Source organism: Ruegeria sp. TM1040, assembly GCF_000014065.1.
In the GTDB taxonomy this organism is placed as follows: Bacteria; Pseudomonadota; Alphaproteobacteria; order Rhodobacterales; family Rhodobacteraceae; genus Epibacterium.
Map to the genome: position 1 here is coordinate 2,786,214 of NC_008044.1, position 22,440 is coordinate 2,808,653.

Genomic DNA, 22,440 nt, shown 5'->3' on the forward strand with positions numbered 1-22,440 from the left:
CTGAGCGCGTTTGCCGCGCGCATGCAAGAGGGCGCACCAAAAGCGGCACAAAAAAAGGGGCGCATGCCAGATGCGCCCCAGTCTGCTGCTCGAATGTGCCGCTGGTGCTTAGAGCCGCACCAGTCGGTAGCCGTATTGACGCAGGCAGGCCGGACGATAGCCGCGACGGCTCTGGGTGCGGTTGTCAAACTCGCGGTAGCAGCGGTTCGGCAATGTATTCACATGCGTGTAGTTGCGGCGCAGGCAGTGCATCCCGAGGAGGTTGCGCTCCTTGCCATGGACACGAATGCTGGTGAGACACTGCGCCGGAAGATCATAGCGGCGCACACGCGGCGGCAGCGGCTTGGGCGCGGGCGTGGGGTCCACATGCGGCGGGCGGTGCCGGTCCTTCTTGTGGTCGTTGATCGCGGCACCGATGATCCCGAGAATCGCAGCCCCGGCAATGAACTTGGCGATGTCGTCACTGTCGGCGCGCGCAGGTGCGGCGGAAAAACCGGTGATGACAAGGGCCGTGGCGATCACGGCAGCGATGAACTTGCGGTGCAGGTTGCGGGTCGAAGAGGCAAGGCGGGTCATGGCAATGTATCCTGTGTAACTGTGTCTGAAGGCATGTCGTGGTTGAAGATCAACCGGATGCCCCGACCCTCGCCCCGCCGCCGCAAGACAGGCAATAACGCCCGCCTGTTATCAAATATCAGCGTCCCAATGCCCTGTTGTCATTGAATATCAGCCGCCTCACCCGCATGATGCCCTCATGAAACACACGCGCCTTCTCCCCGCTCTTTTGCTGCTCCTTCTGGCGCTTGCGCAGCCCGCGCAGGCCGCCGGATGTTACGCCGATTACAAGGCCAAACAGGACCAGCCGTTGAAACTTCATTATGGCGTGATGGAGCTGTCGGGCGACTGCTCCAAAGCGGCCGCCAAAGGCGAGGTGGCCGAACGCCTCTCGCGCGCAGGCTGGACCCTTTTGAACGTCCTGACCGTCTTTGGCCCCGAAGGGCTTGAACAAAGGAAAGCGGATGCCGGACGCAACTTTCTCCGTTTCTGAGGTCCGCCACGCCGGGTCCCGGGTGATCGCGCTTGGGATTGGCGCCATTGTGGCCCTTCTGGTCGTCGCGGGCACGGTGCTGCTTCTGACCCTGCCGGACGGCAATGCGTTCAATGCCCGCATTGAACGGCTCTTTGTGGAAAACGACCTCACCACCCAGGCCGAGATCAAGCTGCTGGAGATCCTCGCCCAGAGCGGCACCGCCTTTGCCGACACGCTGGCAAGCTACCGTATGGTGATCTTTGTGCTTTTGGTCTTTGCCACCGCGATGATGATTGCCGCCCTCGTGGTGCTGGCAATGCTGGTGATGCTGAACCGGCGCATGGCGCAGATCGAACGTGCCGGGATTCAGGTGACGGAACTGCTGATCAGCCGCGAGGAAAACACCGTTTACCTCAACAATATGGGCTTCAAGCTCACCCAGGCCGCGATGGAGACGCTCTCCGTCCTCGCCGAGGCGCGGCTTGATGATGATGTGCTCTCGGGTGCCGAGATCGAGGCGGTGATTTCCGGCAAATCCAGCCATGATTGCGAGGAAGCCGCCGGGGCGACCCGCATCAAACGGCTGCGCGACACCCTTGGCAATCAGATGATCAGCGAGCTGTTGGTGAAGAACATCGCCAAACGCGGCTATGTGCTGGCGATCAACAAGGATGTGATCCGCATGGTGTGACGCCCGCCCCGGTCCACCTCCGTTACCCCGGATACGCAAAAGGCGGGGGCGCTCCCGCCCGTCGTCTGTGAATTGAAAATTCCCATCCGCCCGTTGGGCCCGGCAGGCCGCGCCGAAGGCGCGGCCTGCCCCCCGGCGACGTGTTTTGCACGGCGCAATCCCTCAAATATGCTATCAGATGTTGAGAGGGGTCTGGAAATCCCTCCCAAACCTTCCCATATTGGGAAGGCTTCTATCGGAGAGCACCGCCTCATGAACATTCAGCTCCCCTCGCGCAACGGCTATGGCATCCTTGTGGAACAACTGGACGGCCCGGTTTCGGCCTATCACGGCAACACGCTGCTGGCCCAAAGCAGCCGTGCCAAGGTCATGTATGAAACCCGCCTGCCCCCCGTGGTCTACTTCCCCAAAGAAGACTTGCAGGTGGACATGGATCAGGCCTGCAGCAAGACCACTTTCTGCCCCTTCAAGGGCACGGCGCATTACCGCGACCTGATCCTGCCCGGCAAGAAGGAGCTCTGCAGCGCGGTCTGGAGCTATGACGAAACCCTGCCCGAAGCGCGCCAGATCAAGGGCCACGTGGGCTTCATGCCCGACGCGCTGGACCGTCTGGACCTTGGCAACAATCGCCTTCAGGCGCCAGATGACGGCAATATCTCTGGTCCGCTGGTGGACTGGCTGCTGCGCGAAGCCGCCTTCCTGCCCTCGCCCGAGACGTTTACCGAGGTGCTGGTGGAGCGGCTCCAGCAACAGGGGCTACCGGTCAGTCGCCTCACCATCCTCGCCTGGGCGCTGCATCCGCGCATCGCAGGGCATCACTATCGCTGGGAAAAAGGTGGCGCCGGGGTCGAGACCTTCTCGCCCTCCTACGAGATTCACGAAAAACCGGAGTTCAAGAACTCCCCGCTGCGCCATGTCTCCAAGGGGCTTGGGGGCCTGCGCTACCGGCTCACTGGCAATGTCCCTTCCGAGGATTTCCCGATCCTGCGTGATCTGCGCGAGAAAGGCATGACCGACTATGTCGCCATGCCGCTGCCCTTCTCGGATGGGCGCATCAATGTGCTGACCCTCGCCTCGGACGCGCCAGAGGGCTTCAGCACTGCCGATCTGGGCCTGATCTTTGAGTGCTCGGCGGTGATCGCCCGCTTTTACGAGGTCTTCATGCAGCGCGAAAACGCGCAGGCGGTGCTGGAAACCTATGTGGGCAAACGCTCCGGTGCGCGGGTGCTTGGCGGCGACATCCGCCGCGGCGATGGCGATGAGATCGACGCCGCGATCATGTTCTGCGACCTGCGCGGCTCCACGCAGCTCGAAGAGACCCTGCCGCGCGACAAATACGTCACCCTGCTGAACGAGTTCTTCGAGACCACATCCGGCCTCGTGCATGAAAACGGCGGCGAAGTGCTGAAGTTCATCGGCGATGCGGTGCTGGCGGTGTTTCCCGCCGGTCAGAACCCGGCAGAGGCGCGCGCGCAGGCACTGAAGGCGGCCCAGGACATCGTCGCTGCCCTGGCCGAGATCGCGCCCTGCCCCTCGCTGCCCAATCTGGAATGCGCGATCGGGATTGCTTCGGGGTCGGTGCTTTATGGCAATATCGGCTCGCAGGAACGGCTGGATTTCACCGTTATCGGTCAGGCCGCCAATATTGCGGCGCGTCTTGGCGATTACGGCAAGACCATTGGCCATCGCATCGTGGTGTCGCGCGACATCCTGACTCAAACCGCCGAGGCAAAGCCGCTGGGGCTTGTGAAACTGCACAATGTCTCGCAACCGGTCGAGAGCTTTGCCATCGCGGCATCATCCTGAGCCGCACACCCCATCGCCCTGACCATAGCGCTGAACGACATACGCCCGCCCCGAGGTAAAACCGGGACGGGCGCGGGACTGGCGCGCGTGCGCCAGCCAAATCAGGACCGGCCCGACCTTAGATGTCGAACTTCACACCCTGCGCCAGCGGCAATTCCGCCGAATAATTCACGGTGTTGGTCTGGCGGCGCATGTAGGATTTCCACGCGTCAGAGCCGCTCTCGCGCCCACCACCGGTTTCCTTCTCGCCGCCAAAGGCACCGCCGATTTCCGCGCCCGACGGCCCAATGTTCACATTGGCAATGCCACAATCGGACCCGGCTGCGGTGAGGAAACTCTCCGCCTCGCGCATATTGAGCGTGAACACGCAGGAGCTCAGCCCTTGCGGCACGTCGTTCTGCATCTCCACCGCGTCCTCAAAATCGTCATAGCCCATGACGTATAGGATCGGCGCAAAGGTCTCTTCTTTGACCGACGCGCTCTGACCGGGCATCTCGACGATGGCGGGCGCCATATAGACACCGCCTGCGGGCACGCCCTCGGTGACACGCGCGCCACCATGCACCGTGCCGCCCTCGCTCTCGGCCGCCTTCAGCGCAGAGATCATCGCATCCCCTGCGGCCTCGTCCACGAGCGGGCCAACCAGCGTGCCCGCGGCCTGCGGATCACCAATCGGCAGACCGGCATAGGCGGCCTTCAGGCGCTTCACCAGATCCGCGCGGATGGAGTTGTGCACGATCAGGCGGCGCAGCGAGGTGCAGCGCTGACCGGCGGTGCCCACGGCAGAGAACACGATCGCCCGCACTGCCATTTCCAGATCCGCCGACGGGGCCACGATCATCGCGTTATTGCCGCCCAGTTCGAGAATGCATTTGCCAAACCGCTCTGCCACCACAGGTGCCACCGCGCGGCCCATGCGGGTCGACCCCGTGGCCGAAATCACCGGCACGGATGGGCTGGCGACCAGCTCCTTGCCCAGCTCCGCATCGCCGATCAGGATCTGCAGCAGGCCCTCGGGCGCATCCTCGCCAAAGCGTTTCACCGCGCGTTCAAAGATCTTGGTGCAGGCCAGCGCCGTCAGCGGTGTTTTCTCCGACGGTTTCCAGATCACCGGATCGCCGCAGACAATCGCCAGCGCCGCGTTCCACGACCAGACCGCAACCGGAAAGTTGAACGCCGAGATCACGCCCACAGGCCCCGCCGGATGCCATGTCTCGCGCATGCTGTGGCCGGGACGTTCCGAGGCAATCGTCAGACCATAAAGCTGGCGCGACAGACCCACCGCAAAGTCGCAGATGTCGATCATCTCCTGCACTTCGCCAAGGCCTTCAGAGGTGATCTTGCCCGCTTCCCAGCTGACCAGCGCGCCAAGGTCCTCCTTGGCCGCGCGCAGCTCTTCACCGAGCAGGCGAATGAGCTCACCGCGCCGCGGGGCGGGCACCACGCGCCACGCCTTGAACGCGGACTGTGCGCGGTCCAGAATCGCGGGCATCTCGCCTGCGGGTGTGTCGTGGACCTCGGCCAGCGTGCTGCCATCAATGGGCGAGCGCACCGCGCGGCTGCCACCGCTCAGCTCTGCCGCCGTCAGGCCCAGGTTCTTCAGGATATCGTCTGCTGTTCGTGCCATGTCTTTCATCACTCAGCTGCCAATTTTGTTGTGTCTGTCATGTGGTCGATGTCGCCCGCCCGGTAGAGCTGGCCAAATTCTGTCTCGAGGAAGTCCTGCAGCTTCACCTGTTCCTGGCTTACAAAGCCGCGCGCGGGCAGGACGCCTTGCCGCACCAGATCCACAACCCCCAGCACCCCGGCGGTGGTGGTGACTTGGATCGCGCTCCAGGTCTTGCCGCCGATCTGGCGGGCATAGCTCTTGTTGATGAGGCTCTTTTCACGCAGCTCGCCATTGATGCGGCCCCGCGCGGTGCAATAGACCAGCACCACGTCCTGATCGGTGCGCGGCAATGCGCTCTCGAAAATCTCTTTCATCAGGTCGCGGCGGCGTTCCAGCCCCAGATCATGCAGCAGCATTTTCAGGATGTCGCAGTGACCGGGATAGCGGATCGACCGATACGAGACCGCCCGCGCCTTCCCGTCCAGCGTCTCTGGCAAGGTGCCAAGCCCACCCGAGGTGTTGAAGCATTCATACTCAACCCCATCAAGGCTCAGACGCTCGTAATCTTCGAGCGGCGCTGTCTTGGTGCGCGCGCCATTCACGATGGCATCGCAGGGGTTGCAATACTCGTTGATCAGCCCGTCGGTGGACCAGGTGAGATTATATTTCAACGCGTTGGTCGGAAACTTCGGCAGCGCGCCGACCCGCATGTGCAGGCTGTCCAGCTCATCGAATTCTGCCGCCAGTGACGCGCCCGCGATGCCCACGAAACCGGGCGCAAGGCCGCTCTGGGGCATGAACACCGTCTCGCTGCCTTCGGCCAGTTTGCGCACCGCTTCGGTGGCGGCCACATCCTCGGTGAGGTCGAAATAATGCGCGCCGGCGGTTTTTGCGGCCTCCGCTATCATTGGCGTCAAAAAGAACGGCGCGGCAGAAATCACCGCGTCAAACCCCTGAAGCCCCTTTGCCAGCGACACCGGATCCTTGGCGTCGATCTGCCGGGTCGGCACCCCCAGCTCCGCCACCGCGCCCAGCGCATTCAGGTCATGATCCGCGAGGGTCACCTGATAGTTGGCAGATGTCTTTAAAAACGTGGCAATCGCCTGGCCGATCTTGCCCGCGCCCACAACACAGATGTTCCATTGCATGTGACCTGCACCTCCTGTTTGAGAGCAGCGTGCAGGTTCAATTGTTCGATTTGTAGGGCCGGAATTGTCGGAGTGACGTAAAATCACGCCACTATGACGGATCAATCGTCAATTTGTTCAGATACCGTCAGACGCGATCGATCCGGCGGCCAAAAACCACCAGCGTATTGGTGCGCTGCACGCCGGGAATGCGCCCGACCTCATCGACCAGAATGTCCAGATCCTCGATGCGCGGTGCCTCGGCCGAAACCATCAGATCGTATTCGCCATTGATCGACAGGCATTGGCGAATTTCGGGGTAGGCCTCCAAGCGCTTGATAATGCGTCCGGTTTCCTTTTGCTGAACCTCAAGGAGCACCACCACCATGACCCGGTTACCTTCGTCGGGATCGCGCAGCACCACGGTATATCCCGCGATGATGCCACGCTCTTCCAGCCGGGTGATGCGCTCATGCACTGTGGTGCGCGCCACCCCCAGCTTGGCCGCCAGTTTGGTGGTGGACTCGCGGGCATTATGCTGCAGAGCAGCGACAATCCGACGGTCGAGATCGTCCACGGATCAGCCTCGCACAAAGATCGGGCGCTGCGGCGCGGAAGTCTCGGCGTCAAACGCATAGCCCCCAACCGTGAACCCCTTGAGGTCATCCGCCTCAGTGATGCCATTCTCCAGCACCCAGCGCGCCATTGCGCCACGCGCGCGCTTGGCCGCAACGCCAATCACCTTGCGACTGCCGCCGCGCTCCTCTTCAAAGCGCGGGCTGATCAGCGTCAGATCGCCCAGCGCTTTGGGCGGGACTGCCTTGGCGTATTCTTCAGAGGCGAGGTTCAGGACGCTGCCCACACCCAGCTCGCGGGCCTCTTCCACGATGGCCGCGGCAATCTTGTCGCCCCAGAACCCATAGAGCGTCCCGGCCGGGTGCCCCGGCGTTTTGCGTCCCATTTCAAGACGATAGGCCTCGATGGCATCCGTGGGGCGCAACAGACCATAAAGCCCCGACAGGATCCGCAGCCGCCGCTGTGCGGCGTCCTTGGTCACATCGTCAAAGGTGGCGGGCTCCAGCTCCTTGTAGACGTCGCCGTCAAACATCAGCCCCGCCGCGCATTGCCCATCACCGGACCAGGCCGCAAAGCGATCCTTGTTGAGCTTGGCCAGCGTCGCACTGATCCCCATCAGCTTGGCGATCTCATCCTCGGACCACGTGCGGGCCACCCCCGCCAGCTCTGCCGCCTGATCCAGAAACCGCGGCACCGTTGTGGCCTGACCACGCGCGCGCTCTTCGTTCAGTTTCTTGGCGGGGGATACGAGAATAATCAACGGCTGCACTCCTGTCAGGTGAACTTGCCCAGAGTTGTAACGCAATTCGCACGGGTGCCAAGCGCTGCTGCGGCAAGGTCCGGTCAAATCTGGGCGATGACCTAGCCCGCGCCGCGCAGGACCTCCAGAAACGCCGAGGCAAACCGTTGCGCGCGGCGCTCCCCCAACAGCCGCTCCATCCCGCTCTCGTCATCGCTGCGCATCTGCGCCACTTTGGCCAGTTGCGAGGCCGAGCAAGTCAGCGGTTTCTGAGTGCCGCATTCGCCGCGTTGCAGCCGCGCCTGCACCTCCAGAAGTGTATCGTAAATCGACCCCTGCGCGCGCCCCGCCAGCTTGCGCCGCGCCGGGTGCAGCGCTTCGGCCTCGCCGGTGATCACACTGAGAAACGCATCGCCATACCGCTCGAGCTTTTTGGCGCCCACGCCCGAAATCCGCGCCATTTCATCCAGGCTTTGCGGGCGGTTCTCCGCCATCTCGATGAGGGTCCGATCGGGAAAGATCACATAGGCCGGGACTTTTTGCGCCTCGGCGAGGGCGCGCCGCTTGGCCTTCAGCGCCGACAAAAGGGGCGCATCCTCATCCGAGACCAGCGCCTTGACCGCCGGGCGGCGGGTGGCGGATTTGATGGTGTCCTTGCGCAGGGTGATGCTGTCCTCGCCACGCAGGATCGGCAGCGCCGGTTCGGTCATCCTGAGTGCCCCGTGACGCTCCGGGTCCGGCCGCACCAGATCGCGCCCCATCATCTGCCGGAAAATCGCCTGCCACTCGGGCTTTGAATGCTCGCGCCCGCAAGCAAAAACCGACAGATCGTCATGCCCCTTCTGGCGCACGCGGTCGTTGGCGTTGCCGATCAGAATGTCAATGAGATGCCCCGCGCCATAGGTCTCCTCGGTGCGCAGAATGGCCGAGAGCGCCTTTCGCACGGCGGTGGTGCCGTCAAAGGTCTCAACCGGCGTGTCGCACAGATCGCAATGGCCGCAAGGCTCTGGATTTTCACCAAAATAACTCAGCAGGCTCTGACGGCGACAACTCATGGCCTCCGCCAGCCCCAGCAATGCGTTGAGCCGCGCATGATCCGCGCCGCGCCGTTCGGGCGGTGCAAGCCCCTCGTCAATCTGGTTGCGGCGCAGGCGGATGTCTTCGGGACCAAAGAGCGTCATCGTCTCGGCGGGCGCCCCATCGCGGCCGGCGCGGCCGATTTCCTGATAATAGGCTTCGATGCTCTTGGGTAGGTCGGCGTGGGCGACCCAGCGGATGTCGGGCTTGTCGATGCCCATGCCAAAGGCCACCGTAGCCACCACGATCAGCCCATCCTCGCGCGCGAAACGTGTCTCGACGATGCGCCGGTCCTCGGCCTCCATGCCGCCGTGATAATGGCAGGCGACATGGCCAGAGGCCTCGAGCGCGCGGGCGATGTCCTCGGTCTTGGCGCGGGTGCCGCAATAGACAATGCCCGACTGGCCGCGCCGCGCATCGGCGAACTCGAGGATCTGTTTGCGCGGGCTGTCCTTGGCGGCAAAGGCGAGGTGAATATTGGGCCGGTCAAAGCCGCGCAAGAAGGCGCGCGGCGCCTCACCGTCGAACAGTTTCTGGACGATCTCGGCCTGGGTTTCCTGATCTGCCGTGGCGGTAAAGGCTGCCAAGGGCACGTCGAGCGCGCGGCGCAGCTCGCCGATGCGCAGGTAATCCGGGCGGAAATCATGGCCCCATTGGCTGACGCAGTGGGCCTCGTCCACCGCGATCAGCGAGACACCAATCCGGCGCAGCATGCCCATGGCGCTGCCCGCCGCCAACCGTTCGGGCGCCATGTACAAAAGCTTCAGCTCGCCCGCCTCGATGGCGTTCCAGACCGCCTCGGTCTCTTCTTCCGTATTGCCAGAAGTAAGCGCCCCGGCACAGACCCCGGCCTCCTGCAAGGCGCGGACCTGATCGCGCATCAGCGCAATCAGCGGCGAGATCACCACCGTGATCCCCGCGCGGCGCAGCGCAGGCAACTGATAACAAAGGGATTTACCACCCCCCGTGGGCATGATCGCGAGCACGTTTTCGCCCGCGCTCACGGCCTCGACGATTTCCTCCTGACCGGGACGAAAGTCATCGAATCCAAAGATATCGCGCAACAGGGGGATTGCGTCGTGCATGCGGGGGCCTGTGGGTTGGTCTGCTCAGGTTATGAGCGGCACAATCCCACAGCTGGAATCGGGGGGCAAGAGGGCCTCAGCCCAGAAGCGGCGCCCAAGCCGCGGCAAAGCCGCCGCAGCCCAAGAGATCACATGTAGCCAAACAGCGTCGGCAGGATATAGGCGCGCAGAGAGATCACGATGAGCAAGGCCGCAAGCGGCGCCAGATCCAACGGATGCGTGTTGGGCAGAATGCGCCGCAGCGGCGTGTAGATCGGCTCCAGCAGGCGGTTGATGCCATACCAGATCTGCGCCACGAACTGCTGGTGCAGGTTCAGAACCTGAAAATTGATCAGCCAGCTCATGATGATGTGCACGATCATGATGAAGTACACAACGCTCAGGATCAGCTGAAGCGGTCCATAGATTGCCATCATCGGTGTCAGGTCCTCGTCTGATTTCGCATTTGAGGTAATCATCTGCACAGATTTTCGCAACCCTTCCGCGAGGTCTTAGGTTGACGTGTGGTGAACAGGTGGCATGTAGAAGAGAAGTAAACCGGAGCGTTTAGATGTACCCAATTGTCCGCCTGTTGAAAGATGCCGCCCTTGCCAGCCGCCAGCCCCGCCTTGGCCCGCTTGAGACCCATGTGTCGCGCCATCACTGCTGGCCCTGGGATCTTGATATCTGGCTTGAACTCAACAATGGCCGCACGCTGACGCTCTATGATCTTGGGCGCACCATGCTGACCCTGCGCACGGGACTTGCGGGTGTTCTCAAACGCGAAGGCTGGGCGGTGGCCGTTGCGGGTGCCTCGGTACGCTATCGCCGCCGCATCAAGGCGATGGAGCGGTTCGAGATGAAAAGCCGCGCGATCGGCTGGGACGATCGGTTCATCTATGTGGAACAGGGCATGTGGAAGGCCAACGGCGAATGCGCCAACCACGCATTGCTGCGCACGGTGGTCACCGACAAGAACGGTATCGTACCTCCCGAGCGGGTCATCAAGGCCTGGGGACAAGACATCCAGAGCCCGGATCTGCCCGAGTGGGTCAAGGCCTGGTGCGCCGCCGAAGACCTGCGGCCCTGGCCTCCGATGGCAGAGTCATCCGCCGACAAAGGTGACGTGGCGCTTGCCAGCGCCTCCTGACCCCTGTCATAGCTGGTCCAAACAATGCACCAAAGCATTTGAGGACAGGTATGACAGAGCAGTCACTGCAGAGTATTCCCCTGCGCAAGCGCATCTGGGGGTGGTGGTTTTTTGACTGGGCCAGCCAGCCCTATCACACGCTGCTAGTCACCTTTGTTTTTGGTCCCTTCTTTGCTGCAAGTGCGACGCAGTATTTCATCGGCACCGGCCTCGAGGGGGAGGCCGCAAAGGCCGCCGCGCAATCGAGCTGGTCGCTCTGCCTCACCATTACCGGGCTGATTATCGGCCTCTCGGCGCCCTTTCTTGGCGCATTGGCGGACATCGCCGGACGCAAGCTGCCGTGGATCATCGGGTTTTCCATTGCCTATGTGCTGGGCGCTGCGGGGCTGTGGTTCATGGATCCTGCGGGGAGCAATCTGTGGTGGATGCTCATCAGTTTTGGCGTGGGCTTTATCGGTGCAGAGTTTGCGCTGATCTTTGTCAATGCGCAGCTGCCTTCGCTGGGCAGCAAGGACGAGGTCGGCGCGCTCTCGGGCTCTGGCTTTGCCTTTGGCTATCTGGGCGGGGTGGTGTCGCTGTTCATCATGCTGTTGCTGTTTGTCGAACAGGACAGCGGCAAGACGCTGATCGGCCTTGATCCCATTCTTGGCCTCGACGCCAGCGCCCGCGAAGGCACCCGCGCGGTGGGGCCCTTTGTGGCGATCTGGTTCGTGGCCTTTATGATCCCCTATTTTGCCTGGGTCCGCGATCCGCGCACCCCCCGGCGCGGCACGGCAAGCCTTGGGCGGGCGGTGTCGATGGTGGTCGCCTCGGTCAAGGGGCTGAAACATCGCAAGAGCCTCACCAGCTATCTGGTGTCGTCGATGCTCTACCGCGATGCGCTCAACGGGCTCTATGGGTTTGGCGGCGTCTACGCGGGGTTGGTGCTTGATTGGTCGATTACCCAGATCGGGATCTTTGGCATCATCGCCGCGATCTCTGCCGCTCTGTTCAGTTGGGCAGGCGGGCTTGCCGATGCGCGGTTTGGCCCCAAACCCGTGATTGTCTTGGCCATTCTGGTGCTGAGCCTTGTGTGCCTCATCGTCGTCAACATGACCCGGACGGAGGTCTTTGGCGTCGCTTTGGCAGAGAGCTCCGGTCTGCCGGATCAGATCTTCTTCGCCTGTGGCGTGCTGATCGGCGGTTTCGGCGGAATTCTGCAGGCCACCAGCCGCACCCTGATGGTGCGCCACACCACCCCGGAGACAGCTACCGAAGCCTTTGGTCTTTATGGGCTTTCCGGCCGGGCCACCGCCTTTGTCGCGCCTGCGCTCATCGGCCTTATGACAACACTGACGGGCAGTGCACGCCTTGGCATTACACCAGTGATTGCGCTCTTTGCCCTCGGTCTGCTTTTATTGCTTTGGGTGGATGGTGAAGGAGATCAGTCTTGAGGTTATTGCGACATATCACCCTCGCGGCCTTTGTGCTTGCGGCCTGCGCCCCGGCGCAAGACAGCCCACGCCCCTCTGCCGCCGCCTTCGCCAACAAGGCCGCCAGTTCCACCGTGCCGGCCAAACAGCTGTTCGGCGCAAAACGCGGCCCCTCCGCCCAGCGCCCCGCGCCACTGGGATCTTATGCCAAAGGCTGTGTCGCAGGCGCGGCACAACTGCCGGAAACCGGCCCCACCTGGCAGGCCATGCGCCTCAGTCGCAATCGCAACTGGGGCCACCCCGAAACCATTGATTTCATTCAGGACCTGAGCCGTGTTGCGGCACGACAGCCGGGCTGGCAGGGGCTCTATGTGGGCGACATCAGCCAGCCGCGGGGCGGGCCGATGCTGTCGGGCCATCGCAGCCATCAGATCGGCCTTGATGCCGACATCTGGATGCTGCCCCCCGACCGGCTCGACCTCAGCCGCGAGGCACGCGAGAATATCTCGTCGATCTCGTTGCGCCGCGCCAGTGGTGCCTATGTGAACGACAACTGGAGCGCCCAGCATCACGCGATCCTGAAGGCCGCCGCCTCCGACCCCCGAGTGGCGCGGATCTTTGTCTTTCCCGGCGCCAAGGTCAAAATGTGCGACACCGAGACCGGCGACCGAAGCTATCTGCGCAAGATCCGGCCGTGGTGGGGGCATCACTACCACTTCCATGTGCGTCTGAATTGTCCTCGTGGCACCCGTGGCTGTGTCGAGCAGGATCCGCCGCCACGCGGGGATGGCTGCGATGATGCGCGCCAGTGGGTCGCCAATATCCTGAACCCGCCGCCCCCAAAACCGGTTGACCCGAACGCGCCAAAGCCTAAACCGCGCAGGGATTACACCCTTTCGGATCTGCCTCAGCAATGCGCCGCCGTTCTTTCATCCGACTAGCCTCCGTCGCGATCGGCCTCTTGGTCGCTCTCTGCGCGGCTGCCCTTGCGGCCTCCACCGTCTGGAGCGTGACTCACGCCGACAGCAACAGCGCCCGGCTTGTCTCAAGCTACCGCTGGCACGAAGATGCGCCGTGGTTCGGGGGCATGTCGGGGCTGGAACTCTCAGAGGACGGGACGCGCTTTGTCGCGATCACCGACCGTTCGCATCTGGTCAAGGGCGAGATCATTCGGCAGGACGGCGACATCACCGGCCTGCGGATGACCGAACAACACCGTCTGCGCAACGCGGGCGGCGCGCGGATGCCCGAGGATGTCGAAGACAGCGAGGGCCTCGTGGTTCAGGGCGCGCAGATGTTTGTCTCTTTTGAAAGCCCCCATCGGGTGCTGGAGTACAACGCAACCGAGGTGCGCCAACTGCCCTCACCAAGAGGATTTCGGCGGTTCTCTTTCAACGCGTCCTTTGAAGCGCTGGCCCAAAGCCCCGAGGGCGATCTGGTCCTGATAGCCGAAAGCCCGCCGCGCAATAAAAATGTCTCAAGAGTCTGGCGCTGGTCCGGGGCCGAGGGCTGGCAGGGGCTTGGGCCCTACCCCGAAGCGGATGGCTTCCTGCCCGTGGGGGCGGATTTTGGCCCCGATGGCGCGCTCTATGTGCTGGAGCGGAAGTTCGCAAAGATCGGCTTTCGCAGCCGCCTGCGTCGCTTTGACCTCACTGCAAAGGGGCTCGGTGGCGGGGAGATCCTGCTCAATACGCCGCTGGCCCGCCACGACAACCTTGAGGGGCTGAGCATCTGGCGCACCCCATCCGGCAATCTGCGCGCCACGATGATTTCAGACGATAATTTCTTTTGGGTGCAGCGCACGGAGCTGGTGGAATACGATCTGCCCGCGCGCCCCTGAGCCCTGTCCCCGTCCAGCCAGACACGCAGCGCCCCATAAAATATGGGCGTATTGGCTTGCAATCGACTCTGGATCTGCATAAACGAGGCGATCTTTCGCGCTCCTGAGGGGGCGCACAAGTCTCCGCGACCTTGTCTAAAAAACGGTACTGTACATGACCCGCACCTATCTTCCTGGCGTTCTCGCCATGGCTGCCGTTGTGGTGGCCTCCAACATTCTCGTGCAATTCCTGTTCGGCAACTGGCTGACCTGGGGCGCGTTTACCTATCCCATCGCTTTCCTCGTTACCGATGTGACCAACCGCGTCTATGGCGCAGGCCCCGCGCGCAAGGTCGTGCTGGCCGGGTTTGTGGTCGGCGTGATCTGCTCGCTCATTGGCACGCAGATTATGGGCGAGTTCGGCCCGCTTGTGACCCTGCGCATCGCGGTGGCCTCTGGTCTGGCGTTCCTTTTGGCGCAGCTCACGGATGTGGCGATCTTTGCCAGCCTGCGCGGCGGCAAATGGTGGCGCGCGCCGTTGGCCTCGACGCTGATTGGCTCTTCGCTTGATACCGCGATCTTTTTCACCATCGCCTTCTCCGGCGCGCTGACCTTCCTTGAGCCCGCAAATGACGTCTCCTGGGCCGGTGAAATGCTGCCGCTTCTGGGCGCTGGTCCGGTTGCGCCCCTGTGGGTGTCGCTCGCCGTGGCCGACTGGCTGGTGAAACTGTCGCTGGCGCTGATCGCGCTGATCCCCTTCCGCCTGATTGTTGCGCGTTTAACGCAGGGCCAACCCAGCAAAGCGTGATTTCGCGCGAATTTCATTTGGAGATCCGACTTTTCCGTGCCAACCTGAAGGCAACAGAAACAGAGAGAAAAGGAGGTGATCCAGTGTCAAGAAAGGGATTGGAGCAAGGAGCAGCAACCACCGGAGCGGTCCGCCACTGAGGCAGCCCTCTCTGGCAGCGGCCAACCGGCTGGGTCTGCACAGGCTGATACTGCCTGATACTGCGTCAGGAGAAACTGAAGTGACAGCGCCCTAACCTGCCTTTGCTCTCATAGACTTTCGGAAGGGCCGCGCCTTATGGGCGTGGCCCTTTTCCGTATCCTGTTCCGTATCTAGGCTCGATATAGTCTTGGCATTTCGATGCGTGTTGCAGGGTATGGGCTTGAGCCGCCCCTGTGACGCTGGCGGGGGATCGCCTGCAAGAGACACGCGCGCCCATCCCGCAAGCTGCGCGCAGTCCCCCTGCTCGCGCGCCGCGCCATGTCTCGCTACCCCGCGGCATCCGCGTATGGCCGTCAAATGCGCGCGCAGCGCAATCCAGGTTCCCACTTTTGCGCGACATGCTCTTGGTAATGCCGCATGTCTGAGGTCGCAAAACCGGTTCCCACTTTTGCGCGACATGCTCTATGGTCCGCCCATGCTACGCATAAACGACGATATCACCCTGCAAGACTGGGAACTGACCGAGAGCTTCATGCGCGCCTCTGGCCCCGGTGGGCAGAACGTCAACAAGGTTTCATCGGCCGTTGAGCTGCGCTTTGAGGCCGAACGCTCTCCGCATCTGCCCGGCCCGGTCAAAACCCGCCTGCGCCGCATTGCCGGGCGGCGCTGGACCAATGACGGCGCGCTGATCCTGCAATGTGACGAGACCCGCTCGCAGGCGCGCAATCGCGAGATCATCCGCGAGCGTCTCGCAGAGCTCATTCGCCGTGCCCTGATAAAACCCAAGCGCCGTATCGCCACCAAACCCACCCGTGGCAGCGTCGAACGCCGCCTCAAGGCCAAGAAAACCCGCGCCGAGGTGAAATCCCTGCGCGGGCGGGTGGACGGCGACTGAATTTCACAATTGCGTCCGCATGTGAGGCGGGCCACCCTGCACAAAGTTGCGCCAGAACGCCAAACGGCGCGGCAGCGCTAAGACTGTGCGCCCGGAACGGGCGCTCCGCTTGAGACCCAGAACTGACGACAGGACAGCCCATGAAACCCGGTCCCCGCAATCTCATCACCGATGTCACCGGCCTGCGTGTTGGCAATGCCGCGGACGCGCGGTTGAAATCAGGCACCACGGTCCTGACCGCGGATCAGCCGTTCACGGCAGCGGTGCATGTGATGGGGGGCGCCCCCGGCACGCGAGAGACCGATTTGCTCGCGCCCGACAAAACCGTGCCCGCCGTTGACGCGCTCGTGCTCTCTGGCGGCTCGGCCTATGGGCTGGATGCCTGCTCGGGCGTGGTGGACGGGCTGCGCGCCATGGGGCGCGGGTTTCGTCTTGGTCCCGCCATTGTGCCCATCTGCCCCGGCGCGATCATCTTTGATCTGTTGAACGGCGGCGACAAGGACTGGCGGGACAATCCCTATCCCGCGCTTGGGCGCGCCGCGCTCAGGGACGCCAGTGCGGAGTTTGCCCTCGGCACGGTGGGCGCGGGCACCGGCGCGCTCACGGGTATGCAAAAGGGCGGGCTGGGGTCGGCCTCGCTGGTGCTCGAAAATGGCCTCACCGTGGGGGCGCTGGTGGTGGTGAACCCGATTGGATCGGTGACCACCCCGGGCGAGCGCCACTTCTGGGCGGCCCCGTTTGAAATCGACGGAGAATTCGGCGGGCTTGGGCCTGACCCCAGCGCCGGGATCGGGCGCAGCCTGCGCAGCCGCAAGATGGAGGCCATGGCAGAGCTGGCAGGCGCAGCCGTCTCCTCGGAGGGGTCCAACACCACGATTGCGATTGTGGCCACGGATGCGGCGCTGACCAAAGCCGAAGCCACCCGCATGGCGACCACCGCCCATGACGGCATGGCGCGGGCCATCCTGCCGAGCCATGGGCCACATGATGGCGATCTGGTCTTTGCAGCCGCCACCGGCGCGCAGTCCATGACCGACCCCGCAGCGGATATGTTGGCGCTGTGCCATGCCGGATCGCTCTGCCTCGCGCGTGCGATCGCCCGCGCGGTCCATGCCGCCACCCCGGCCGAGGGTGATATTCTGCCCTGCTGGTCAGACTCCTGAAGGAGAGGCTGGATACGCGCAACGGACAGGTCTTTGCACCGGGCTGCCCTCTGGCATCCGGTGGGAGGAGTTTGTCTGGTCCGGTGGCGCGCTCTGTCCAAAGCGCCAGTGACCATTTGGTGTCCGTCTTGCGTGTTCATCTTGACGTCGCATGTCGAAAGAGAGGGCGGCGCCGCCCGAGGGGGCGGAGGTGGCCGGGAGTATCCTCCCGCGTGCTCAACGTTATCTCTGCACTGCTCCCCCAAGGGGAAGCCGTTTCCTGATGTCGCCGGATTTTATCCCGGCAAAGATCGCGATCCCGGCCAGCATAGATTTCCGAATTTAGAATTTCCTAAGCAGGGCGTGCGCTGATAGCGCAACGGGATGCGAGGCGCTGCCTCGCGCTCCGGGATATTTTGAGTTAGAAGAAGATCAGGGCAACGAATTGGTACATATGGAAAATTGTACCTTGGCTTCATTCTGATTGCCCTGAGGGCAGTCCTGCGCGACAACCCTCGGGGAGGCAAACGGATATGAGCGCAACTGTGGTACAATCCAATGTATTGGGCATCCTCGCCGCAATTGGAGCGGCGGTGGCCTTTTCTGTCATTGATGTCACCTTCAAGTTTCTCTCGGACGGCTATCCGCTCTACCAGGTGGTTTTTATTCGCTCTGTGGTTGCGCTGGTGCTGCTGTTGGCGGTGATCATCCCGCTCGAAGGCGGCGTGAAGATCCTGCGCACGCAGAATATCCGCCTGCATGGTCTGCGGGTGACGGCCGTGGTCTTTGCCAATATCACCTTTTTTTCCGGTCTGGCGGTGTTGCCGCTCGCCGAGGCGGTGGCCATCGCCTTTGCCACGCCCTTGATTGTTACCCTGCTGTCAGTGCTGTTTCTCAAGGAGCGGGTCGGCCCGTGGCGCTGGGGCGCGGTGATGGTGGGGTTCAGCGGCATTCTGGTGATCGTAAAGCCCGGGATGGCGGCGTTTCAGCCCTATGCGCTGCTGCCGTTTCTGGGCTCTTGCGGCTATGCGACGCTGCATATCCTGACCCGCCGGGCGGGCGGGTCGGACAAGGCCGCGACGCTGTCGTTTTATCCCACGCTTGGATTTTTGATCGTAAGCGCGCTGGCGGGGCTGGTGTTTGGGCATGGGCAGTGGGCCACCGGCGTGCCGCTTTGGGATGTGGTGCTCAAACCCTGGGCCTGGCCCAAGGGGATCGAATGGGTGATCTTTGCCGTCGCCGGGGTCTCTGGCGCGGTGGGCGGCTATCTGGTCGGGCAGGCCTATCGGCTCTGTGAGGCAGGTCTGGTCGCACCCTTTGAATATGTCGCCATGCCGCTGGCTGTGGTTTGGGGGGTACTGGTTTTTGCGGAATGGCCGGAACCTTCGGTCTGGCTCGGCTCGGCCTTGATTATCGGAGCGGGGCTTGTTTCTCTTTGGAGAGAGACCCGCACGCCCGGCCCGCCGCCGCGTCCGCGCCCGCGTTCCTCTGGCTAGAAAGGCCCAGAAAATATGCCCATCACCGCCGTCGTCTTTGATATTGGTCGCGTTCTCATTGAGTGGGAACCGGAGCGCTTTTTTGACCGTTTGATCGGGGAGCCGCGCCGGCATGCGCTCTTTCAGGAGGTCGATCTGCATGGGGCGAACCTCGATGTGGACCGCGGCTATCCCTTTCGCGAAACGATTTATGGGCTGGCGGACAAACACCCCGACTGGGCCGCGGAGATCCGCCATTGGCACGACAGTTGGATCGAGATGGCCAGCCCCGAGATCCCGCATTCCGTGCGCCTGTTGCGCGCGCTCAAGGCCAAGGGCGTGCCGGTCTATGCGCTGACGAATTTTGGCGCGGAGACCTTTGTGATCGCACAGACCCATTATCCGTTCCTGCGCGAGTTCGATCAGGCGTTTGTGTCGGCGCATCTGCGGTGCATCAAACCGGATGCGGAGATCTATGCGCATCTGGAAGCGGGCACCGGGCGACGCCCCGACGAGCTGCTGTTCACCGATGACCGCCCTGAAAACGTCACCGCTGCTGCCGTGCGCGGCTGGCACACCCATCTGTTCGATCGCCCCGAGACCTGGGCGGCGCGGTTGGTCGATGAGGGGCTGCTAACTCAAGAGGAGGCACAATGAGCCTGACGCAAATCGGCTTTGACGAGGGAGAGGCGCTGCTGGAATGGGTGGCGCTGACGGATGCGCTGGCTGAGGGGCACAGGCGCCCAAAGGCCGAGGTGGGCGATACGTTTCTCTATCGGGGCAAGGATACGCTGTTGTCGCGCTCGGCCTGGATCGACGGGCTTGGGATCGCGGTCAAGACGGCGATGATCTTTCCCGACAACCCGACCCGCGAAGTGCCGATGATCAACGGCGCGGTGAGCCTCTTTGATGATGCCACCGGCCAGCCCGAGGCGCTGGTGGATTTTCACCTCGTCACAAAATGGAAAACCGCCGGAGACAGTCTCTTGGGCGCGCGCAGGCTGGCCCATCCCAATGCCAAGGAAATCCTGATCGTAGGGGCGGGCACTGTCGCGGCGAGCCTGATCGAAGCCTTTTCAGCCGTCTGGGGCGACGCGCAGATCCGCGTCTGGAACCGCACCATTGCAAAGGCCGAGATGCTGGCAACAGCCTATCCCGGCGTCGCGGTGGCACCGGATCTGGAACAGGCGGTGACGGCTGCGGATATTATCCTCACCTCGACCATGTCGACCGACCCGGTGATCCAAGGCGCCTGGCTGCGGCCGGGGCAGCATCTCAACATGATTGGTGCCTATCGGCCCGACATGCGCGAGGCGGACGATCTGGCCCTGAGCCGCGCCCGGATCTATTGCGACAGCTTTGACACCACGCTCGACCACATCGGCGAGTTCAAGATCCCGCTTGCGTCGGGGGCAATGCAGCGGGCGGATGTGCTGGCGGATTTCTACGCGCTGGATCGGTTTGGGCGGTTTGACCCCGAGGCCATCACGCTCTTCAAGAACGGCGGCGGGGCGCATCTGGACCTGATGACCAGTCGTCACGTTCTGGATCTGTGGACGCAGCAGACATGATTTGGTTCCTCAGCGCAGTGCTCTGTCTGGGGGCGCTGCTGTTTTTGCCCGCCCTTCAGGAGACCCTGCGTCGGCCGCTTACCGAGTCGATGCGCCGCAACGCACCGGGTAAGTTTGCGGAGCTATCCCAGGGGCAGACGCATTATCGCTGGATCGGTCCCTTGCGCGGGCCGGTGGTGGTTTGCGTGCATGGCATCACCACCCCTTCCGAGAGCTTTTTGCCGCTGGCGCAGGAACTGGCCGAGATGGGCTATCGGGTGCTTCTGTATGATCTCTATGGGCGGGGCTATTCCGACTATGTGCCGGGGCTACAGGATCGGGCGTTTCTGCTGCAACAGCTTGATGACCTGCTGGCCTATGAGGGGATTGTCGAGGACTTCGTCCTGGTGGGCCATTCTGCGGGCGGGGCCATTGCCACCGCCTTTGCGGCGGCAAATATCTGGCGTGTGCGCAGTCTGATCCTTGTCACCACCGTCGGGCTGCACAAGCCGCGCACCCCCATGGCAGAGTTTCGAAAGCACGCCCATGGCATTCAGGACCTGATCCTGCGCTGGAGCTATCCGATCGTTGCCAGACGCTATGTCAAAGGCGTCTTTTCCGACCCGCGCACCCCCGACGCCGTGCGACAGGCGCAGCAGGCACAACTGAGCCGGCGCGGCTATATGCCGTCAAACCTCGCCGCGATCCGCGGTATTCTGCGCGATGATTTTGCCGAGGAACAAAAGCTCTTTAACCGACAGGGTCTGCCGGTTCTGGCGATCTGGGCGCGCGATGACGTGATTATCCCACCGCAGACCAGCGGCCGTCTGGCAGAACTGAACCGATCTGCCAAACAGGAGGTGGTCGAGGATGCAGGCCACGAGGTGGTCTACACCCATGCCGGGGACGTGGCTCGCCTGATCGCGGAGAACCAGCGCCGCGGGCTCTGAGATCAGGCCGCAGCCGCCTGCAACGGACGCTCGCGCACCGGCAGATGCACAATCGCGCTGAAGGCTCCGACGCCCACACCGATCCACCAGACCATCGTGTAGTCGCCATAGATGTCATACATCCGCCCACCGAGCCACACGCCGAGGAACCCGCCGATCTGGTGGCTCAGGAACACGATCCCATAGAGCGTCCCCATGTAGCGCAGCCCGTAGATATGCGCGACCAGCCCGGAAGTAAGCGGCACGGTCGCGAGCCAGAGCGAGCCCATCGCCACCGAAAAGAGGATCACCGACAAAGGCGTGATCGGCAGCAGGATAAAGGCCCCGGCCACGATGGTCCGCGCGGTGTAGATCCCCGCCAGCAGATATTTCTTGGAGTAATGCTTGCCCGCCCAGCCCGCGAGCAGCGTGCCTGCCACATTCGCCAGACCGATGAGCGAAATCGACACCGCACCCAGCGCCGAGGTGGTGGTGATCCCCATCCCATGCAGCACACCGCCGGGCATGATCGGCCCGCACATCTCGGTCACAAAGGCCGGAAAATGCGCCGTCACAAAGGCCAGCTGATAGCCACAGCTGAAAAACCCGAGGAATATCAGCGTATAGGACGGGTCGCGGAAGGCTTTTTTGAGGATCGCGCCCATGCTTTCCTCAAGCTCCGCCTTGCCCGCAGAGACCGGCGCGCGCATCAGGGGCAGCGACAGGATCAGCGCCAGCACCACGCCGGCAAAGACCAGGAACACCGACTGCCAGGACATCAGGCCAAGCATATATTCCGCCGTCGGCGCGCCGAAGATCTGCCCCGCAGAGCCTGCCGCGGTGACAATCGCCAGTGACATGGACCGGTTCTCGTCCGAGCTCGCCCGGCCGACCACCGCAAGCACAACGCCAAAGCCCGTGCCCGCAACGCCAAAGCCCACCAGCCACTCATAGGCCTGCATCTCGAAGGGGGTGGTGGCTCCGGCACTCAGCACAAGCCCCGCCGCATAGACCACGGCCCCGATGATGATCGCCTTGCGGTCTCCGATCTTCTCGGCAATGGCGCCAAAGATCGGCTGCCCGATCCCCCAGGCGAGGTTCTGGATCGCGATGGCGAGGGAGAACTCGCTCCGGAGCCAGCCAAAATCATCGGCGATCGGGATCTGGAACACCCCAAAGGAGGCGCGCACGGCAAAGCTCACCATGATGATCAGGCAGCCCACCAGCAGGACGGGGGTAAACAGAGGGGTGGATCGGTCCATGGCGCTTCTCCGCAAGAGTTGCCTGTCAGTGTCACCAACCTGCCCCATGCGTCAATTCAGGAGTTTTGAGGCGATGCATTAGGAAAATTGAACAATCGGGTTCAGCCAAGGGTCATGCCGCGCTTTCCTTTGCAAAAT

Annotated in this window: 22 protein-coding genes; 14 read left to right on the forward strand and 8 right to left on the reverse strand. The window is 62.9% G+C overall.

The annotated features are described in order from the left end of the window. Window positions 1-108: 108 nt before the first annotated feature. Window positions 109-576, reverse strand: a complete 468-nt coding sequence (locus tag TM1040_RS17685) for a hypothetical protein (RefSeq protein ID WP_011539965.1) — start codon at window positions 574-576, stop codon at window positions 109-111. Window positions 577-754: 178 nt separating this feature from the next. On the opposite strand from TM1040_RS17685, the gene TM1040_RS17690 reads away from it, so the two are divergent. From TM1040_RS17690 to TM1040_RS17700, 3 genes are all read left to right on the forward strand, one after another. Further along, complete coding sequence (locus tag TM1040_RS17690; protein ID WP_011539966.1) at window positions 755-1,048, forward strand: hypothetical protein; 294 nt, start codon at window positions 755-757, stop codon at window positions 1,046-1,048. After that, window positions 1,020-1,721, forward strand: a complete 702-nt coding sequence (locus TM1040_RS17695) for a winged helix-turn-helix domain-containing protein (protein ID WP_011539967.1) — start codon at window positions 1,020-1,022, stop codon at window positions 1,719-1,721. The genes TM1040_RS17690 and TM1040_RS17695 overlap by 29 nt, the downstream gene beginning before the upstream one ends. 252 nt (window positions 1,722-1,973) lie before the next feature. Then, window positions 1,974-3,527, forward strand: coding sequence for a DUF427 domain-containing protein (locus TM1040_RS17700; RefSeq protein ID WP_011539968.1), 1,554 nt, complete (start codon window positions 1,974-1,976; stop codon window positions 3,525-3,527). Between the two features lie 118 nt (window positions 3,528-3,645). On the opposite strand, the gene TM1040_RS17705 is transcribed toward TM1040_RS17700, so the two are convergent. The 6 genes from TM1040_RS17705 to TM1040_RS17730 form a co-directional block, all read right to left on the reverse strand. Then, the gene (locus TM1040_RS17705) at window positions 3,646-5,154 is read right to left on the reverse strand and encodes an L-piperidine-6-carboxylate dehydrogenase (protein WP_011539969.1); all 1,509 of its coding nucleotides are present in this window, start codon (window positions 5,152-5,154) and stop codon (window positions 3,646-3,648) included. An 8-nt stretch (window positions 5,155-5,162) separates the two neighbouring features. After that, complete coding sequence (locus TM1040_RS17710; RefSeq protein WP_011539970.1) at window positions 5,163-6,284, reverse strand: saccharopine dehydrogenase family protein; 1,122 nt, start codon at window positions 6,282-6,284, stop codon at window positions 5,163-5,165. A gap of 127 nt (window positions 6,285-6,411) precedes the next feature. Then, the gene (locus TM1040_RS17715; RefSeq protein ID WP_011539971.1) at window positions 6,412-6,840 is read right to left on the reverse strand and encodes an Lrp/AsnC family transcriptional regulator; all 429 of its coding nucleotides are present in this window, start codon (window positions 6,838-6,840) and stop codon (window positions 6,412-6,414) included. Window positions 6,841-6,843: 3 nt separating this feature from the next. Beyond that, window positions 6,844-7,599, reverse strand: coding sequence for a YaaA family protein (locus TM1040_RS17720; protein WP_011539972.1), 756 nt, complete (start codon window positions 7,597-7,599; stop codon window positions 6,844-6,846). Window positions 7,600-7,700: 101 nt separating this feature from the next. Then, window positions 7,701-9,740 carry a DNA helicase RecQ gene (recQ, locus tag TM1040_RS17725; RefSeq protein ID WP_011539973.1) on the reverse strand — a complete coding sequence of 680 codons (2,040 nt, stop codon included), beginning with the start codon at window positions 9,738-9,740 and terminating at the stop codon, window positions 7,701-7,703. 128 nt (window positions 9,741-9,868) lie between these two features. Then, window positions 9,869-10,156, reverse strand: a complete 288-nt coding sequence (locus TM1040_RS17730) for a YggT family protein (RefSeq protein WP_044027283.1) — start codon at window positions 10,154-10,156, stop codon at window positions 9,869-9,871. A 134-nt stretch (window positions 10,157-10,290) separates the two neighbouring features. On the opposite strand from TM1040_RS17730, the gene TM1040_RS17735 reads away from it, so the two are divergent. From TM1040_RS17735 to TM1040_RS17785, 11 genes are all read left to right on the forward strand, one after another. Then, on the forward strand, window positions 10,291-10,869 hold the full coding sequence (locus tag TM1040_RS17735) for an acyl-CoA thioesterase (protein WP_011539975.1): 579 nt from the start codon (window positions 10,291-10,293) through the stop codon (window positions 10,867-10,869). Between the two features lie 50 nt (window positions 10,870-10,919). Further along, complete coding sequence (locus tag TM1040_RS17740; protein WP_011539976.1) at window positions 10,920-12,302, forward strand: MFS transporter; 1,383 nt, start codon at window positions 10,920-10,922, stop codon at window positions 12,300-12,302. After that, window positions 12,299-13,222, forward strand: a complete 924-nt coding sequence (mepA, locus tag TM1040_RS17745; RefSeq protein ID WP_011539977.1) for a penicillin-insensitive murein endopeptidase — start codon at window positions 12,299-12,301, stop codon at window positions 13,220-13,222. The genes TM1040_RS17740 and mepA overlap by 4 nt, the downstream gene beginning before the upstream one ends. Then, window positions 13,195-14,121, forward strand: a complete 927-nt coding sequence (locus tag TM1040_RS17750) for an esterase-like activity of phytase family protein (protein WP_011539978.1) — start codon at window positions 13,195-13,197, stop codon at window positions 14,119-14,121. Before mepA ends, TM1040_RS17750 begins: the two co-directional genes overlap by 28 nt. A gap of 154 nt (window positions 14,122-14,275) precedes the next feature. Next, a complete protein-coding gene (locus TM1040_RS17755; protein WP_011539979.1) occupies window positions 14,276-14,908 on the forward strand; it encodes a queuosine precursor transporter in 633 nt (210 codons plus the stop codon). A 616-nt stretch (window positions 14,909-15,524) separates the two neighbouring features. After that, entirely contained in the window at window positions 15,525-15,944 is a 420-nt protein-coding gene (arfB, locus tag TM1040_RS17760) for an alternative ribosome rescue aminoacyl-tRNA hydrolase ArfB (protein ID WP_011539980.1), read from the forward strand. A 140-nt stretch (window positions 15,945-16,084) separates the two neighbouring features. Beyond that, window positions 16,085-17,107 carry a P1 family peptidase gene (locus TM1040_RS17765; RefSeq protein WP_011539981.1) on the forward strand — a complete coding sequence of 341 codons (1,023 nt, stop codon included), beginning with the start codon at window positions 16,085-16,087 and terminating at the stop codon, window positions 17,105-17,107. 512 nt (window positions 17,108-17,619) lie between these two features. Beyond that, complete coding sequence (locus TM1040_RS17770) at window positions 17,620-18,582, forward strand: DMT family transporter (protein ID WP_011539982.1); 963 nt, start codon at window positions 17,620-17,622, stop codon at window positions 18,580-18,582. Between the two features lie 15 nt (window positions 18,583-18,597). Then, entirely contained in the window at window positions 18,598-19,218 is a 621-nt protein-coding gene (locus TM1040_RS17775; protein ID WP_011539983.1) for an HAD family hydrolase, read from the forward strand. Then, entirely contained in the window at window positions 19,215-20,132 is a 918-nt protein-coding gene (locus TM1040_RS17780) for an ornithine cyclodeaminase family protein (RefSeq protein ID WP_011539984.1), read from the forward strand. The genes TM1040_RS17775 and TM1040_RS17780 overlap by 4 nt, the downstream gene beginning before the upstream one ends. Beyond that, complete coding sequence (locus TM1040_RS17785; protein WP_011539985.1) at window positions 20,129-21,061, forward strand: alpha/beta fold hydrolase; 933 nt, start codon at window positions 20,129-20,131, stop codon at window positions 21,059-21,061. Before TM1040_RS17780 ends, TM1040_RS17785 begins: the two co-directional genes overlap by 4 nt. A 2-nt stretch (window positions 21,062-21,063) precedes the next feature. Here TM1040_RS17785 and TM1040_RS17790 read toward each other — a convergent pair whose 3' ends face one another. Then, complete coding sequence (locus TM1040_RS17790; protein WP_011539986.1) at window positions 21,064-22,302, reverse strand: MFS transporter; 1,239 nt, start codon at window positions 22,300-22,302, stop codon at window positions 21,064-21,066. Window positions 22,303-22,440: the final 138 nt, after the last annotated feature.

Coding starts and splice junctions, on each gene's coding strand:
- arfB (WP_011539980.1), top strand. CDS start 15,525: ATGCTACGCATAAACGACGATATCACCCTGCAAGACTGGGAACTGACC.
- TM1040_RS17690 (WP_011539966.1), top strand. CDS start 755: ATGAAACACACGCGCCTTCTCCCCGCTCTTTTGCTGCTCCTTCTGGCG.
- TM1040_RS17785 (WP_011539985.1), top strand. CDS start 20,129: ATGATTTGGTTCCTCAGCGCAGTGCTCTGTCTGGGGGCGCTGCTGTTT.
- TM1040_RS17700 (WP_011539968.1), top strand. CDS start 1,974: ATGAACATTCAGCTCCCCTCGCGCAACGGCTATGGCATCCTTGTGGAA.
- TM1040_RS17765 (WP_011539981.1), top strand. CDS start 16,085: ATGAAACCCGGTCCCCGCAATCTCATCACCGATGTCACCGGCCTGCGT.
- TM1040_RS17740 (WP_011539976.1), top strand. CDS start 10,920: ATGACAGAGCAGTCACTGCAGAGTATTCCCCTGCGCAAGCGCATCTGG.
- TM1040_RS17705 (WP_011539969.1), bottom strand. CDS start 5,154: ATGGCACGAACAGCAGACGATATCCTGAAGAACCTGGGCCTGACGGCG.
- recQ (WP_011539973.1), bottom strand. CDS start 9,740: ATGCACGACGCAATCCCCCTGTTGCGCGATATCTTTGGATTCGATGAC.
- TM1040_RS17685 (WP_011539965.1), bottom strand. CDS start 576: ATGACCCGCCTTGCCTCTTCGACCCGCAACCTGCACCGCAAGTTCATC.
- TM1040_RS17755 (WP_011539979.1), top strand. CDS start 14,276: ATGACCCGCACCTATCTTCCTGGCGTTCTCGCCATGGCTGCCGTTGTG.
- TM1040_RS17695 (WP_011539967.1), top strand. CDS start 1,020: ATGCCGGACGCAACTTTCTCCGTTTCTGAGGTCCGCCACGCCGGGTCC.
- TM1040_RS17790 (WP_011539986.1), bottom strand. CDS start 22,302: ATGGACCGATCCACCCCTCTGTTTACCCCCGTCCTGCTGGTGGGCTGC.
- TM1040_RS17775 (WP_011539983.1), top strand. CDS start 18,598: ATGCCCATCACCGCCGTCGTCTTTGATATTGGTCGCGTTCTCATTGAG.
- TM1040_RS17750 (WP_011539978.1), top strand. CDS start 13,195: ATGCGCCGCCGTTCTTTCATCCGACTAGCCTCCGTCGCGATCGGCCTC.
- TM1040_RS17770 (WP_011539982.1), top strand. CDS start 17,620: ATGAGCGCAACTGTGGTACAATCCAATGTATTGGGCATCCTCGCCGCA.
- TM1040_RS17730 (WP_044027283.1), bottom strand. CDS start 10,156: ATGATGGCAATCTATGGACCGCTTCAGCTGATCCTGAGCGTTGTGTAC.
- TM1040_RS17780 (WP_011539984.1), top strand. CDS start 19,215: ATGAGCCTGACGCAAATCGGCTTTGACGAGGGAGAGGCGCTGCTGGAA.
- TM1040_RS17735 (WP_011539975.1), top strand. CDS start 10,291: ATGTACCCAATTGTCCGCCTGTTGAAAGATGCCGCCCTTGCCAGCCGC.
- TM1040_RS17710 (WP_011539970.1), bottom strand. CDS start 6,284: ATGCAATGGAACATCTGTGTTGTGGGCGCGGGCAAGATCGGCCAGGCG.